Here is a 15648-nt window from a genome sequence, read left to right on the forward strand (position 1 = left end):
ACCTTAAACGTACCCTGCTATGTGGCCAAATCAGCATTATACCGCTGCCGACTCAACGCTCGAAGGGGCTCTCTCGCGGCTTACCGGGTATATTCAGGAGGTTCCGGCGCAACTCTCGGCCCTGCCCGAAGAAACGCTGCTGGACATGAAACCCGGCAAATGGTCGCGGAAACAACTGCTGGGCCACCTGATCGACTCGGCTCTGAACAACCTGAAACGATTCAACGAGGCTCAGTTTGGGCCGGAGCCATACACGTTTGCCTCCTACCGGCAAAACGAGCTGGTCGTTACGAACCATTACCAGAACCTCCCGCTCGATCATCTGCTTACGCTCTGGCAAGCCCTGAACCGGCAAATCGTGCACGTTATCAGCGACTTACCCGAAGCCACCCGGCAGCGCAAGGTACAGGTAAAAGGCAGTGATGGCCCTCCGCGTACCCTGTCGTGGCTTATCGAAGACTACGTGGGGCACATGGAGCATCACCTGCAAAAGTTGCTTTAATTCCCTACCGCTACCCTCAACCTACCGCCAAGTTATTCTGGGGGTTGTGGTAACGCGACAAAAACGGCATTTTTGCCCCGCCTTCGGGCATGAGTATAATTAAGGTTACACACAAACAACCTAAAAACAATCAGACACACCCGTCTGCTACGAACTATGAAAAAAATAGGCATACTGTTCGGCCAGGAAAACACGTTCCCGCAAGCCTTTGTCGAGCGCGTCAACGAAAAACAAAGCGATTTCAAGGCCGAGTTTGTCTTTATCGACCGTGTGGAGCAAAGCGTCCCAACCGACTACGCCGTTATCATCGACCGCATTTCGCAGGACGTTCCGTTTTACAAGGCGTTCCTGAAAAATGCCGCCCTCACCGGCACAGCCGTTATCAACAACCCGTTCTGGTGGGCTGCCGACGAGAAGTTTTTCAACAATGCCCTGGCCGTTCAGCTGGGTGTTCCGGTACCCAAAACCATTCTGCTGCCTTCTAAAGAGCGCCCCGACGACACGAACCACAACTCGTTTCGGAACCTCGGCCACATGAACTGGGACGCCATTTTCGAGCATATCGGCTTCCCGGCGTTTATGAAACCCCACGCGGGCGGTGGCTGGAAAAGCGTGTACAAGGTAGACAACCCGGAGCAGATGTTCCGGGCCTACGACGAAACCGGGCAACTCGTGATGCTCTATCAGGAAGCTATCGACTTTGAAGACTACTTCCGGTGCTACTGCATTGGCGGCAAAGACGTCCGGATTATGCCCTACGAGCCGCGCAACCCCCATCACCTGCGCTATGCCGCCGAGATGAAAACCACGGGCGATGCGGGCAAGAAGCTCCTCGAAACCATGACCGACTATGTGCTGAAGCTCAACCACGCCCTCGGGTACGACTTCAACACGGTGGAGTTTGCCGTACGCAACGGGGTGCCCATTGCCATCGATTTCTGCAACCCTGCGCCCGATGCCGACGTAAACTCGGTAGGTCAGGAAAACTTTGAGTGGGTGGTAGAGGCTGCTGCTAATATGGCTATTGAGCGTGCCAAGCGGGTGCAGGCGGGCAAAGACAACCTCACCTGGGGTACGTTTGTACGGGGCTCGGTAACGGGTACCGGCCCGGTTGGTATTCAGAGCCCGGCCGCAAGCAGCGAACCAGCCAAAGAAGCCAAACCGAAGGCGAAAAAAGCCGAGGCCCCCAAAGCCGAGAAAGCCGCCCCTAAAAAGGCGAAAAAGTAAAGAGGTTTGGGGTTTATGTGAATGAACAATGTAAAATGCATAATGAATAATTGATTTATCAGCTGATAATCAACTTTTTCGTTACACATTTTACACTGTTCATTACACATTCCATTCAGCTAAGTCCCCAGAATCTTACCATCAACTGACCTTTAAACCAACCCATTGAATGCACGTATTTACGCTTGGTATTGAGGAAGAATTCCAGACCATTGACCCCGTAACCCGCGAGCTTCGGTCGCACATGTCGAAGCTCGTTGAAGGAGGCAAAATAGTGCTTCAGGAGCGCGTAAAGGCCGAAATGCACCAGGCCGTAGTGGAAGTAGGCACCAATATTTGCCACAATATTCACGAAGCCCGGCAGGAGGTGACCTACCTCCGGCGCGAGATTATCGAGCTGGCCGACAAGCAGAACCTGAAGGTGGCGGCCGCCGGCACGCACCCCTTCTCCGACTGGCAGGCGCAACTCATCACGCCCAACGAACGCTACGATCAGCTGATTGAGGAAATGCGCGACGTGGCCCGGTCGAACCTGATTTTTGGCTTGCACGTACACGTGGGCATCAGCAGCCGCAACGAAGGCATTCAGATCATGAACGCGGTCCGTTACTTTTTGCCCCACATCTACGCCCTGTCGACCAACTCGCCGTTCTGGCGCGGGCGCAACACCGGCTTCAAGTCGTACCGCTCCAAGGTGTTCGACAAATTTCCGCGCACGGGTATCCCCGACTTTTTCTCGTCGGCGGCCGAGTACGACGAGTACATTGCCCTGCTGGTGAAAACGGGTTGTATCGACAACGGGAAGAAAATCTGGTGGGACATCCGGTTGCACCCGTTCTTCGACACCATCGAGTTCCGAATTTGCGACGTCCCGATGCGGGTCGATGAAACGGTTTGCCTGGCTGCGATCATGCAGGCGCTGGTGGCTAAAATTTCTAAACTCCACCGGCAAAACCTCAATTTCAGGCCCTATCGGCGCATTCTGATTAGCGAAAACAAGTGGCGGGCCGCCCGGTACGGCATCGAAGGCAAGCTCATCGACTTCGGTAAGCAGGAAGAAGTGCCTACGCACAGCCTGATTCATGAATTGCTCGATTTTATCGACGATGTACTAGATGAACTAGGTAGCCGACAGGAGTGCGAGTACGTGCTTAAAATGCTCGAAATGGGTACGGGTGCCGACCGGCAGCTGGCTGTTTTCAACCAAACCGGCGACCTCAAACAGGTTGTGGATTACATTGTTGCGGAAACTTCCTTCGGCGTGAGGTAGTTAGGAAAAGTGAGATGAAAATCGCTATCCTTGATATGTACGACAACCATGCCAACGAGGGCATGCGTTGTATTCAGCAGATTATCCGCATGGTAGAAGGCCAGGTGCGGGTGCCGCTTCACTTCGATGTGTTCAATGTTCGGGCGGGGAAAACCCCCGATCAGGTGCACCTGCCCGGTCTCCACTACGACGCGTACATTTCGACTGGTGGCCCCGGAAGCCCGCTACCCCTCAACGAAGCCTGGGAGGAACCGTACTTCGACCTGATCGACGAGCTGTTTACGTGGAATCGGACGCAGGAACCCAAAAAACCCTTGTTTCTGATCTGCCACTCGTTTCAACTGGTAGCCCGGCACCTGGGACTGGGCACCATCAGCAAGCGTCGGTCGACCTCGTTCGGTATTTTTCCGATGCACCGAACCGACGACGGGTACGCCGAACCGTTTTTCGGCGGCTTACCCGACCCATTTTACGCCGTCGACTCCCGCGATTACCAGCTCACAGAGCCTAATCTGGAGCGATTCGATGAGATTGGCGCGCAGATTCTGTGTTTGGAAAAAATTCGGCCCCACGTCGATTTGCCCAGGGCCGTGATGGCCGTGCGCTTCGGACCCGAAATTTTCGGGACCCAGTTTCACCCGGAGGCCGACGGTGAGGGGATGCTACGTTACTTCATGACCGACGAAAAACGCGACCAGATTGTGTCGGTACACGGGCAGGCCAAGTACGACGAAATGGTCGCTTATTTACAAGACCCTAACAAAATTGAGCTAACCGAATCGGTGGTGCTGCCGGGCTTTTTGCGCCATGCTATCCAGACCCAGCGCCAGTCGACCTTCGAGTATTAGCCCTATCCGCTCATTTCCTATGCTGCAACCCGTTCGCCAGGTATTCAATCAGGCCTTTAGCCCCGCGCAATACGGGGCTTTTTTGGAGTCGATTCAGAACGATATGCCCGGCCTGCTCGATTTTAGGGTGGCCGAAACCCCTGTTTTTGTCCCGAAAGACCTCGGCGACAAGCTAAAACAGGCCTGCGCCGATATTGTCGAGGTGATTACCGCCCCCGACTTTAAAGCCCGCACTGAGGGAGCTATTCCGGCAGATCAGCGTGTACCGAACGAAAACGGCCATACCACATTTCTGGCCGTCGACTTTGCCGTTTGCCGGGCAGCCGATGGCTCACTCGAACCACAACTGATCGAATTACAGGGCTTTCCGTCGCTTTTCGGGTTTCAGGCGTACCTGCCCGAGAAGTTCCGGCAGTTTTACCCCATTCCCGACGAGGTGTCGCCGTTGTTCAACGGCCTCGACCGGGCGGCTTACCTCGACTTGCTGCGTCAGACCATCGTGGCCGATTGTGACCCCGAACAAGTGATTCTGCTTGAGATTTACCCCGAACAGCAGAAAACCCGCATCGATTTCGAACTCACCCGCCAGTATCTGGGTGTTGCGCCGGTTTGCCTGACCAGAATCCGCAAGGATGGCCGGAAACTATACTACGAAAAAGACGGTCGGCGAATCGACATCAAGCGTATTTACAACCGGCTGATCTTCGACGACCTCCAAAATTACCCCAACCTCCAGACCGAATTCAACCTCACCGACGACGTAGACGTGACGTGGGTGGGGCATCCCAACTGGTTTTTTCGCATCAGCAAGTACACCCTCCCTTTGCTGGAGAGCCAATTTGTTCCCCAAAGCTATTTTTTGAGCGATCTGGAGACGCCCCCCGCCGATCTGGAGAATTACGTGCTAAAACCCCTGTTTTCGTTTGCCGGGGCCGGCGTCAAAATACACGTGACGCCCGCCGACATCGACGCCATTCCGGCCGACCAACGCGGTAACTTCCTGTTGCAACGGAAGGTGCAATACGAGCCCGTCATTCAATCGCCCGACGGACTGGTGAAGTGCGAAATCCGTATGTTGCTGGTGTGGCCCGACTCCGCCGAAAAGCCCATTCTGGCCACAAATTTGGCCCGACTGAGCCGGGGTGAAATGATTGGGGTCAACTTTAACAAAAACAAAGACTGGGTCGGCGGAACGGTCTGTTTCTTCCCGTAGAGACGTAACATTTCTTCCCGTAGAGACGCAATATTTTGCGTCTCCTGTAGCCAACGTGTTTCCCTCATCAACTGAGAGGCAAAGACGCAAAATATTGCGTCTCTACCGGCGTGATAACCGCAGGTTGTAGCCCAGGTAAGGCAACGGGAACACGCGGAGCCGGTCTTCGTCGCGAATAGGAATCAGGGCGCCAAGATCAAACGCATGCCGAGCCCGATTGAGCCGAAAAACCGCCGATACCTGACTGAAATGGCCATCCCAGTAACTCTCCCGCGTGAGTAACACCCGGTTGTCGCAGATGAGAGAAACCCGGCGTCCGAGCGGAGCTACGAAGCCAATATCGAGCGAACGTCGGTCGGCCTCGCCAATATCGGCCTTGACCGACGTGTACCCGAGGGTCAGATTGCGGCTTGTCCCACCGAATGTTACCATCCCGCCCAACGTCCGTTGCCGCCGATACGTCCGTCGACTGCTGAATTGGGCGTATCGCCACCCTTCAAAAAACTGATAATCCAGGGTTCCGCCCAGGTGCACCGACCCCAGCGGAATACTCAGTTTAAGCCCGGCCGCCGGTCGGGTGTAGAGGGTGCTGTTGTAAAAAGTTGACCCACCGAACGAAGGCGTCACACTCGCCCGAAGCGTGAGAAAATTAAACAAACCCACTGCCACTTCGTTGTACAAAACCCAAATGTTGCGGTAGGTGGCCTGCCCGGCCTTGAGCGGAATAGCCGTTTGGCTGTTGAGCAGCCACGGGTATGCGTTCTCGCCACGGGCCGAGGGGTTTTGGTTGGGCTCTCCTGCAGTCGGGATAACCACATCGGCCGGAGCCGTTTCGCTCAGGGGTTCAATACGGGTAATTTCAGCGGGCGACAGAATGGATTCTCCACCGCGCCGACGAATGACCACCCGACTCTCGGTCCGCTCCCGAATCTGCCCCGTGTAGATAGTGCCATCGGTCAGGGTCACGGCGTACAGGTTACGGCCCCGGTTCCGCACGGCAGACTGGTACGGCTCAATCCGGGTAATATCGGCCGGGGCCAGGTACGACAGCCCCCCACCCTGCCGCCGAACCACTACCTTGAGGCTATCCCGGCTTATAATGCGACCGACATACTGCCCCCCATCTCGCAGAAATATCGAAAAGGTGGTACGGCTCGAATCAAGCGGGGCCGCGTTTTTTTGGGCAGATAGGGAAAGAGGTACGGATAGCAACAGGGTAAGCAGAACTGTTTTCATGAAAGAAGGTGTTGAGGTTTCGTTACAGACAAGAGTCTAATCGGCCCGAAAGGGTTGTAACGCATCTGATGAATAATGTATAATGCCGGGTCCCCCCCCACCATACATTATTCATTACGCATTACTCATTAACAACATGACCCATCGCCAGCTATTTTTCCAGCACGTTGCCCAAACCTCTGATTTCCCGCTTGCCCTCGAAATTGAGCGCGCCGAGGGTGTGTATCTCTACACCGCTTCTGGCCAACGGTACATGGACCTGATTTCGGGCATTGGTGTAAGCAATGTAGGGCACCGGCATCCGAACGTACTGGAAGCCATTGGACACCAACTGGACAAATACCTGCACCTGATGGTCTACGGCGAGTATGTGCAGACACCCCAAACGCAGCTCGCCCAGGCCCTCGCGGATACACTGAGCCCGTACACAGGCCCACATGGCAAGCTGAGCAACGTGTATTTCACCAACTCAGGCACCGAGGCCGTTGAAGGAGCCATGAAACTGGCCAAGCGGTTTACCGGTCGTACCGAAATTATTAGCTGTTTCAACGCGTACCACGGCGCTACGCAGGGGGCTCTTTCGCTCTCAGGCGACGAGAATTTCAAACGCAATTACCGTCCCCTCCTACCCGACGTTCGGCATATTCGCTACGGACACCTGCCCCATCTGGAGCACATCACCCGTCGTACGGCCGCCGTTGTCATCGAGGTTGTGTCGGCCGAATCGGGTATCCGCGTGCCCGACCCGGCCTACCTACAGGCCGTTCGCCAACGTTGCACCGACACCGGCACTCTGTTGATTTTCGACGAAATCCAGACAGGATTTGGCCGCACGGGCACGTTTTGGGCGTTTGAGGGCTTCGGTCCCGTGGTGCCCGATGTACTGGTGTGCGCCAAAGGCATGGGGGGCGGTATGCCCATCGGTGCGTTTATCAGTTCGCCTGAGGTTATGGTGGTGTTTAAAAACAACCCGATTCTGGGGCATATCACCACGTTTGGCGGGCACCCGGTTTCGTGCGCGGCCTCGTTGGCAACGCTGAACGTGATTCGCAACGAAAAACTGTACGCGCAGGCCGAAGCGAAAGGGCAGCTTTTCCGACAGTTGCTCGCCGACGTGCCAGGGATTCGGGCCGTTCGGGGTAAAGGGCTGATGCTGGCGGCCGAGTTCGATTCGTTTGCGGTGCTCAAACCGGTTATTGACCGCGCCATCGAGCGGGGCGTCATTACCGACTGGTTTTTGTTTTGCGACAACTCAATGCGCATTGCCCCGCCACTCATCATCACCGAAGAACAGATTCATGAAGCCTGCACCGTCATTCGAGATGCGGCAGGAGTGTAACGAAACGTGTTGAAAAACGGGAGTAGCCCTGAAATAAGTAAATACTATTGCTGGCGCATAGGCCTTCGACAGGCTCAGGCTGACTGGATACTCTCAACTTGAAGGTCAGCCTGAGCCTGTCGAAGGCCTATGCGTCAGCCTTTTTCTTCTACGACAAGGCAATCGCGCAGAAAGGGTTTAAGGTATTGTACCCACAGAAACATCGGCCAGTCGAGGTTAGGATTTGCCCGAAAACTGGTTTAGTTAAAAACCCTTACGGTTACTGCTAAACCATGTTAAAAATCTCCTTTGGCTTCCTGACAGCCTTTCTGTTGGCCTTCGGTTTCCAACTCAACACCGACCTTCGCCCGACCAAAGAAACGCCCCGGACATCCGTTCGTAAAGACGATTTCCCGGCCGACCTCAAGCTAACTCAGTTCACCGGTCCCGACCTCACGCCCAGTCCGGCCTGTTTGGCGGTTGCTCCAACCGGTGAGGTATTTGTGGGCGTCGACATGCAGGGATCGCTGGGGAAAAAGCCCGACATGGGCAGTATTATCAAGCTGATAGACAAGGATAACGACGGGACGATGGACGCGCACACAACGTTCGCGAAAGTCAATAACCCGCGCGGCATTATTGCCCTCGGCGACCGGGTGTTTGTGCTCCATGCCACGTTCTCGCCCGATGGCAAAGCGACCGGGATGGATCTGGTTGTGTTTGATGACAAAAACGGGGACGGTGTTGCCGATGGCCCCTCAAAACCACTGGTTGAGCACATCAGCAACGTGAAGTTTATCCAGCAACGGGGTGTCGACCATGCCACCAACGGCATTCGGATGGGTATCGATGGCTGGATTTACATCGCCGTGGGCGACTTTGGTTTCCACGATGCCGTCGACCGGTCAGGGAAGAAGCTCACCATGCTCGGCGGAGGTATTGTGCGCGTACGGCCCGATGGTACCGAAATGGAGGTGTATTCGCACGGTATGCGTAACATCTACGACGTGGCGATCGACCCGTACATGAATATTTTCACCCGCGACAACACTAACGACGGGGGCGGCTGGAACATCCGGTTCAGCCACCAGATTCAGTCGGCCGAGTACGGCTACCCGGTTCTGTTTAAGCATTTTACGGATGAAATTATCCCCGCACTGGTCGATGTGGGGGGCGGCTCTGGAACAGGCTCGTTGTTCATGGACGAACCCACCTGGCCCGCCAAATACAATCAGGTGCCGATGATGGCCGACTGGGGTCGTAATCAACTTTACATTCACCGCGTGACGCCCGACAAAGCCAGTTTTACGCAGAAGGAAGAAGAATTTATCAAGCTGCCGCAAATCACCGACGTGGACGTCGACGGCTCCGGCCGCCTGTACTTAGCTGCCTGGAATGGAGCTGGTTATACGGGCAACCCCAATAAGGGCTATGTGGTGCGGGTAGTGCCCCAGAACTGGACGTACAAAGCGTTCCCCGACCTGAAAAAAGCATCGGTCAAACAATTGGCGAACCTCCTGGCCTCTCCAAGTGCTGTGGCCCGGCTGAATGCCTCGCAGGAGTTGCTCACCCGCCCCGCCAAGCAGGCCACCAAAGCCGCCTGGAAAATAGCGTCGGACACAAACCTTCCTCTGGCCTGCCGGGTAGCGGGTCTGTTCACCTACGCCCAACTGACCGGTAAAGAAGGCATCGCGAACCTGGTCAAGCTCACGAACGATGCCCCCATGCAGGAGTTTGCCCTTCGTGCCCTCGCCGACCGAAAACCGGTGGTGAGCAACGTACCGTTGGAGCCATTCCTGCAAGCCGCCCAATCGCCAACCGAACGGGTTCAGGTGGCCGCACTGATTGGCCTGGGCCGTCTGGAGCGTAAAGAAGCCGCTTCGGCCCTGTTGCGGGTAGCCGTTCCGAGTTCGTTTGTGGCACCTGCCAAAGGCACCGAAGGCCCACACGCTACGCCCAACGCATCGTTGGTACCGGCTCACCTGGCCGTGCGGTCACTGGTGAAGCTCAACGCTGTCGACGCTTGTTTGGGGGCCATCGGCTCGTCTAATTCAACACTGGCTTTGTGGGCCTTGCGGTACATGCACACGCCCGAAGCCGCCTACGGCCTGGTAGCCGCCTACGGCCGCATAACCGACCCACAACTGAAAAGCCAGATTCTGCATACGGCCGCGCGTCTGTACAAAAAAGAAGCCCCGTACGATGCTTCCTGGTGGTGGAGCACCCGGCCCGACACCCACGGCCCGTACTACAAAGCAATTACCTGGGAGGGCTCACCCGCCATTGAGTCGTTGCTGAAAGCTGAATGGGCCAAAGCCGACGCAGCTGGTAAATTGGCCTTTACAGACATGAACGAGCGCTATCGGCTCGACATTGCCGACTTCAAAGGCGCCGAACCCGTTGCTCTGGAGGAAACGAAAATCGAAACCAAAATTGATCTGGAGAAAATCAAGAACCAGAAAGGGCAGATTGGCAACACCTCCATTGAAGATGTAATGCTCGCTATGGCCAGCATCAAAGGCGACTCCCGCAAAGGCCGCGAGCTGTTTATGCAACAGGGCTGTGTGGCCTGTCATAGCCTGAGCAAGAGCGAAAAAATGAAGGGGCCGTTTATGGGCCAAATCGGCTCGATCATGACCCGCGATCAGATTGCCGAGTCGATTCTGAAGCCCAACGCGTCGATCTCACAGGGTTTTGCCACGGTTGAGATCAAAGCGAAAGGCAACAAGAGCTACGTGGGCTTTGTGTCGGAAGAGTCGGCCGACCGCGTTGTACTGCGCGATATTGCCGGCAACGTGTACACCATCCGGGCAAGCGACATTCTTTCACGAAAAGAGCAAGACTCGTCGATGATGCCCTCTGGCTTAGCCAACTCTCTTTCGTACGAAGAATTTGCCTCACTCATCACCTTCCTGTCGGAGCAGAAGAAGTAGGAGTTTGAGAGCAGATTATGTGAGTGACGTTTAAAAAAGCTGACGCACGGCCCTTCGACAGGCTCAGGGTGACGACTTATTTGACTCTGCCATTCTGATTCAAGGTCGAGGTCACCCTGAGCCTGTCGAAGGGCCGTGCGTCAGCCATATAGCTATTATTGAATAAATCAACGGCAACGGACTATCCTCCTCAATGACGCTACCCGCATATACCAAAGCCCCTTTCTGACTATTTTTGCGGCATGACCCCAACAAATTACGAAGGGCGCATTGCCGGCCTACTGAACCTGAACACCCGGCAGGTTGCCAATACGATTGAACTCCTCGACGGCGGAGCCACCGTGCCGTTTATTGCCCGTTACCGGAAAGAAGCCACCAACGGTCTGGATGAAGTACAGATCACGGCCATCCGCGACACCTACGGACGTTTGCAGGAACTCGACAAACGTCGGGAAGCCATTCTTAAATCCATCAACGAACAGGGGAAACTTACCCCCGAACTCCAGAAAAAAATAGAAGCCGCCGACTCCATGACGGAGTTGGAAGATTTGTATCTACCCTACAAGCAGAAACGTAAAACCCGCGCAACCATCGCCATCGAGCGGGGCCTCGAACCGCTGGCCAACGTCATTTTTGCCCAAACCGAAGCTAACCCCGAGCGGGCCGCCGGCCGATTCCTGACCGATCAGGTGCCGACCATTGCCGACGCCCTACAGGGAGCCCGCGACATTATCGCCGAACGCATCAACGAAGATGCCGACGCCCGCCAACGCGTTCGTAACCTATTTGAGCGCGAAGCCATTGTACGGTCGGTGGTCAAAAAGAACAAAGAAGTCGAAGGCGTCAAATACAAAGACTACTACGACTTTGCCGAGCCCCTGCGCCGGGTACCTTCGCACCGGTTGCTGGCCATCCGCCGGGGCGAAGCCGAAGGGTTTCTGAGTGTCAGCATCAGCCCCGATGAAGAGGCCGCTATCGAACGGCTCGAACGGCAATTTCTGAGGGGGCTTCCAGCCAGCAAAGATCAGGTAGCCACAGCAATCCGCGACAGCTACAAACGCCTGATCAAACCCTCTATTGAAACCGAATTTGGGAACAAGTCGAAGGAGAAAGCCGACGGCGAGGCTATCAAGATTTTCGCTGATAACCTCCGGCAACTGCTCCTGAGCCCTCCGCTGGGCCAAAAACGCGTACTGGCCATTGACCCCGGCTACCGAACCGGTTGCAAAACCGTAGTGATCGATGCGCAGGGCAACCTCATGGCCGATACATTACTCCACCTGTTTCTGTCTGACAATCAGAAGCAACAGGCCACCGAAACGGTCCGGCGTCTGGTCAAACAGCATCAAATCGAAGCGGTCGCGATTGGTAATGGCACCGGCGGCCGCGAAACCGAAGCGTTTATCCGGGGCCTCGGCCTCGATGCGAGCATCGCCATTTTTGTGGTGAGCGAACAGGGCGCATCGGTGTATTCGGCTTCGGACGTAGCCCGCGAAGAGTTTCCCGATAAGGATGTGACCGTACGCGGGGCCGTCAGCATTGGTCGCCGGTTGATGGACCCACTGGCCGAACTGGTTAAAATCGACCCAAAATCGATTGGGGTGGGCCAATACCAGCACGACGTTGATCAGTCGGCCCTTAAAAATAGCCTCGACGATGTGGTCATGAGCTGCGTAAACTCCGTGGGCGTGTCGCTCAATACAGCGAGTGCGCATTTGCTCCGGTACGTGTCGGGGCTGGGGCCGCAGCTGGCGCAGAATATCGTGCAGTTTCGGGCGCAGAATGGTCCGTTCAAAAGCCGCGATCAACTGAAAAAAGTACCCCGGCTGGGGCCCAAAGCCTACGAGCAATGCGCAGGCTTTTTACGCATCGAGGGCGGCAAACACCCGCTCGACAACAGCGCTGTTCATCCTGAAAGCTATGGCGTTGTGGAGCGTATGGCCGCCGACCTCAACACCACCGTTGCCGACCTGATCCGTAAACCCGAACTCCGTAAGCAGATTCGGCCCGAACGGTACGTAACTCCGACCACCGGCTTACCTACCCTGCGCGATATTGTGGCCGAGCTCGACAAACCCGGCCGCGACCCCCGCGAACAATTGTCGGTGTTCAGTTTCGATGAGCGCATCAAAACGATGGAGGATCTGCACGAGGGCATGGTCCTCGACGGTGTGGTAACCAACGTGACCGCGTTCGGGGCCTTTGTCGATATTGGGGTGAAGCAGGACGGCCTCGTGCATATCTCGCAACTCTCCAATCAGTTCGTAAAAGATCCGCGCGAGGTGGTAAAAGTGTACCAGAAAGTAAAAGTCCGCGTTACAGAAGTGGATTTAGCCCGCAAACGTATTGCGTTGACCATGAAATTTTGATTCTTTTGAAGCATTGAACCGGACGAAGTCACATCCCTTTTCGGCTTTGTCCGGTTCAGTGCCACTGACTATTCGTATCCCGTATGCTGCCAACCACCATCCGGGCCCTTGTCCCGTCGGGCCTCACTGGCCTTACCTTGTTACTTAGCCTGTCGTCATGTAGTTTGTTCGGTCCGTCGTCGGGCCCCGCCCCTACCTCACGGCCAACTACCGCAAACCGCAAACCAGCCGCCCCGACCGGTAAAGTTGTCGATACCAAAACCTACCAGCGCACCTACGTGCCCACGGTGGTGCGGGTGGCGCGCAAGTACACGGGTGTACCGTACCGGCTGGGCGGCAACACGATGTCGGGCATTGACTGTTCAGGGCTGATTTACAATGTTTTTCAGGAGGTAGGCCTCCGAATGCCGCGTATCTCGTGGCAACAGTCGGAAGTGGGTTACGAGGTCGATGTTAACGCCATTCGGCCGGGCGACCTGCTCTTTTTCGTACCCGATCAGGGTAAAGCCGGGTATGTGTCGCATGCGGCTATTGTAACTGAGGTTCGCAACTACGAAACCGACATTCGGTTTATTCATGCTTCATCGTCGCGGGGTGTTCGCGAAGACAATCTGTACTCATCATACTTCAAAGGGCGGTTCGTAAAAGCCTTGCGCCCGTTCTGATTCGCTACTCAGCCAGTGGGGTTCACCCCCTAATCAGAACCGGCGTAGAGGTCTCAAGCGAATTTAAGATGACCTTATAATAGAAGCGCTCAACCACTGCCAGAGGGATAAACCCCACTGGCAGGGTTGGCAGAATACTTCTAAAATCGGCGCGGGCAGTTTAGTCTACTATCTGTTTACTTATATTTGGCGCTGAACATAACGTATTACCGAGCCGATGCAACAGCTACTACCGCTTGAACCGGGTTGCACCTACCATATTTACAATCGGGGCATAAACGGGACAACTTTATTTTCAGAGCCGCATCACTATCAGTTATTTCTGGAGCAATTCGCTTATTACACAGAGCCGGGCATCGACACGTATGCCTATTGCCTACTTAATAACCATTTCCATCTGGTGATCCGGGTGAAAGAAGAAAGCGAGTTGGACTTAAACCGATGGAAAAAAGAGCGAGGCTGGTCGAAGGTAAGCGACGCATCGACGCTGCTTGGGCACTGTTTCAACAGCTATTGCCAACGGTTTAACAAATTGACCAATCGCACAGGTAGCCTTTTTGAAAAACCATTTCATCGGGAACTGGTCGATGAAGATAGATACCTCTCCCAATTGATCTATTACGTGCATGCCAATCCGGGCAAGCATCAGTTCACTGCCGATTTCCGAACGTATCCCTATTCCTCTTATGGGAGTATTCTTTCTGAAAAACCTACTTTGCTACGGCGTCAGTATATCCTAGACTGGTTTGGTGGTAAGCAGTCTTTCATTGCTTTTCACACAGATATGGAAACGGCTTCTGAGTATCCTACCAGTAGTAACGAGCGCTCATCAGTTTGCCATAATTGAGGCATTGCTCCCAGCCTGATAAACGGGTAAACCCACTCTAAAATCCGCTCAACCACTGCCAGGGGGATAAACCCCACTTGCTGGGTTTCGAAAACACTAAAAAGGCCACCCCGAGGGGCGGCCTTGCTCTTTATTTCTCGACAACTTCGGGAGAGAAAAACTCAGCCCATTGTTCGGGTGTCCTATACTTTAGCTTCATTTCCAGCGACGACGATTCCTTACGGGTATCAAACGATCGTTGGTACTTCACCTCCCAGGGCTTGCCTTCGGCCGTTGCGGGAATCGCTTTTGCATTATGTTGCCAGAGCGTAATCCGCAGATCCTTAGTCTGACCAATGTAGTACTGCTCGGTAGAAGGGCTGTAAATGATATAAACGGTATGCATAATTTTCTCAGATGCTATTCAAATCTATGGAATAAATAGCAACAAAAAAAGCTACCAATGGTAGCTTTCTATTGTATGGTGGAGAATATCGGATTCGAACCGATGGCCTCTACAATGCCATTGTAGCGCTCTAGCCAACTGAGCTAATCCCCCAGAGCAACCGGCTTTTTGTTCGCCGTAACGGGTGCAAAACTGCACAAAAACCGGTCGCTTGTCAAGAGCTTTGCTTAGTTTTTTTTGACCTATTGGTCAACCATCTCAGCATCAGCGAGTATGTAATTCAACTCGTAGATATTGTCGGCGTTCAGTTTGAGCGTTCCACGGAACGTACGGCGCTCGTCGGTCTTAAACTTACGGCCAGCTTTCTTAAATTTCAGCGATACCACCGACTCCGGGCCGGCCCCTCCGCAGAAAAAGCAGGCACTATACGGAAACGCCGAAAGTACGTACAGATTCGACTCCAGATCGACCGGTAATACATAGCCCGTCAGCTCGACAGGTTTACCGTTTAACTTTTGTACGCTCGGACCAAAGGTCGGATAAAGCATGTACACAGACTCCTCGGCGTACCACTTTTTCTTGAACGTGACGTCGCGCAGGGCCTCCCACGTCAGTTTGACGGGCTCCACCGCTGACGTAAATGCCAGTAAGAACAAACTCAGAAAGGCCGGAAAAAGCAATAGCCGCTTCATTAGCTAATATTATCGGTTTGAAGTATGTTGTAAAATTACAAATTCTGTACTTTTAGGGTACTTTTTTGCAGGCTCAATAGTTGTAACTTGGAAGAACCACACGAAGTTAAACATAAAACGTACGCTTCTCCGTTCCGATTGCA

General features: G+C 54.5%; 13 protein-coding genes and 1 tRNA gene. 10 read left to right on the forward strand and 4 right to left on the reverse strand.

Annotated features, from left to right (window positions below):
- Positions 1–19: 19 nt before the first annotated feature.
- The 5 genes from F5984_RS09360 to F5984_RS09380 all read left to right on the forward strand — a co-directional run bounded on the left by F5984_RS09360 (position 20) and on the right by F5984_RS09380 (position 5060).
- Entirely contained in the window at positions 20–502 is a 483-nt protein-coding gene (locus F5984_RS09360; RefSeq protein WP_152124011.1) for a DinB family protein, read from the forward strand.
- A 156-nt stretch (positions 503–658) separates the two neighbouring features.
- Entirely contained in the window at positions 659–1729 is a 1071-nt protein-coding gene (locus tag F5984_RS09365) for an ATP-grasp domain-containing protein (protein WP_152124012.1), read from the forward strand.
- Between the two features lie 169 nt (positions 1730–1898).
- A complete protein-coding gene (locus F5984_RS09370; RefSeq protein ID WP_152124013.1) occupies positions 1899–2999 on the forward strand; it encodes a carboxylate-amine ligase in 1101 nt (366 codons plus the stop codon).
- A gap of 14 nt (positions 3000–3013) precedes the next feature.
- Entirely contained in the window at positions 3014–3847 is an 834-nt protein-coding gene (locus tag F5984_RS09375; RefSeq protein ID WP_152124014.1) for a type 1 glutamine amidotransferase, read from the forward strand.
- A 19-nt stretch (positions 3848–3866) separates the two neighbouring features.
- Positions 3867–5060, forward strand: coding sequence for an ATP-grasp domain-containing protein (locus tag F5984_RS09380; protein ID WP_152124015.1), 1194 nt, complete (start codon positions 3867–3869; stop codon positions 5058–5060).
- 102 nt (positions 5061–5162) lie between these two features.
- Here F5984_RS09380 and F5984_RS09385 read toward each other — a convergent pair whose 3' ends face one another.
- On the reverse strand, positions 5163–6296 hold the full coding sequence (locus tag F5984_RS09385; protein WP_152124016.1) for a hypothetical protein: 1134 nt from the start codon (positions 6294–6296) through the stop codon (positions 5163–5165).
- 136 nt (positions 6297–6432) lie between these two features.
- Here F5984_RS09385 and F5984_RS09390 point away from each other — a divergent pair, with 136 nt between their 5' ends.
- The 5 genes from F5984_RS09390 (at position 6433) to F5984_RS09410 (ending at position 14428) form a co-directional block, all read left to right on the forward strand.
- Positions 6433–7635 carry an aspartate aminotransferase family protein gene (locus tag F5984_RS09390; protein ID WP_152124017.1) on the forward strand — a complete coding sequence of 401 codons (1203 nt, stop codon included), beginning with the start codon at positions 6433–6435 and terminating at the stop codon, positions 7633–7635.
- A 272-nt stretch (positions 7636–7907) separates the two neighbouring features.
- Complete coding sequence (locus F5984_RS09395; protein ID WP_152124018.1) at positions 7908–10547, forward strand: DUF7133 domain-containing protein; 2640 nt, start codon at positions 7908–7910, stop codon at positions 10545–10547.
- 242 nt (positions 10548–10789) lie between these two features.
- Entirely contained in the window at positions 10790–12916 is a 2127-nt protein-coding gene (locus F5984_RS09400) for a Tex family protein (protein WP_152124019.1), read from the forward strand.
- Between the two features lie 83 nt (positions 12917–12999).
- Positions 13000–13581, forward strand: a complete 582-nt coding sequence (locus F5984_RS09405; protein ID WP_246168889.1) for a C40 family peptidase — start codon at positions 13000–13002, stop codon at positions 13579–13581.
- A gap of 217 nt (positions 13582–13798) precedes the next feature.
- Positions 13799–14428, forward strand: coding sequence for a hypothetical protein (locus tag F5984_RS09410; RefSeq protein WP_185155466.1), 630 nt, complete (start codon positions 13799–13801; stop codon positions 14426–14428).
- 130 nt (positions 14429–14558) lie between these two features.
- Here the strand turns inward: F5984_RS09410 and F5984_RS09415 are convergent, their stop codons facing one another.
- The 3 genes from F5984_RS09415 to F5984_RS09425 form a co-directional block, all read right to left on the reverse strand.
- Positions 14559–14813: a GIY-YIG nuclease family protein gene (locus tag F5984_RS09415; protein WP_152124020.1), complete on the reverse strand. Its 255-nt coding sequence runs from the start codon at positions 14811–14813 to the stop codon at positions 14559–14561.
- A 76-nt stretch (positions 14814–14889) separates the two neighbouring features.
- A tRNA-Ala gene (locus F5984_RS09420) sits at positions 14890–14966 on the reverse strand.
- Between the two features lie 89 nt (positions 14967–15055).
- On the reverse strand, positions 15056–15505 hold the full coding sequence (locus F5984_RS09425) for a hypothetical protein (RefSeq protein WP_019990557.1): 450 nt from the start codon (positions 15503–15505) through the stop codon (positions 15056–15058).
- Positions 15506–15648: the final 143 nt, after the last annotated feature.

This window comes from Rudanella paleaurantiibacter (assembly GCF_009184635.1).
Classification (GTDB): Bacteria; Bacteroidota; Bacteroidia; order Cytophagales; family Spirosomataceae; genus Rudanella; species Rudanella paleaurantiibacter.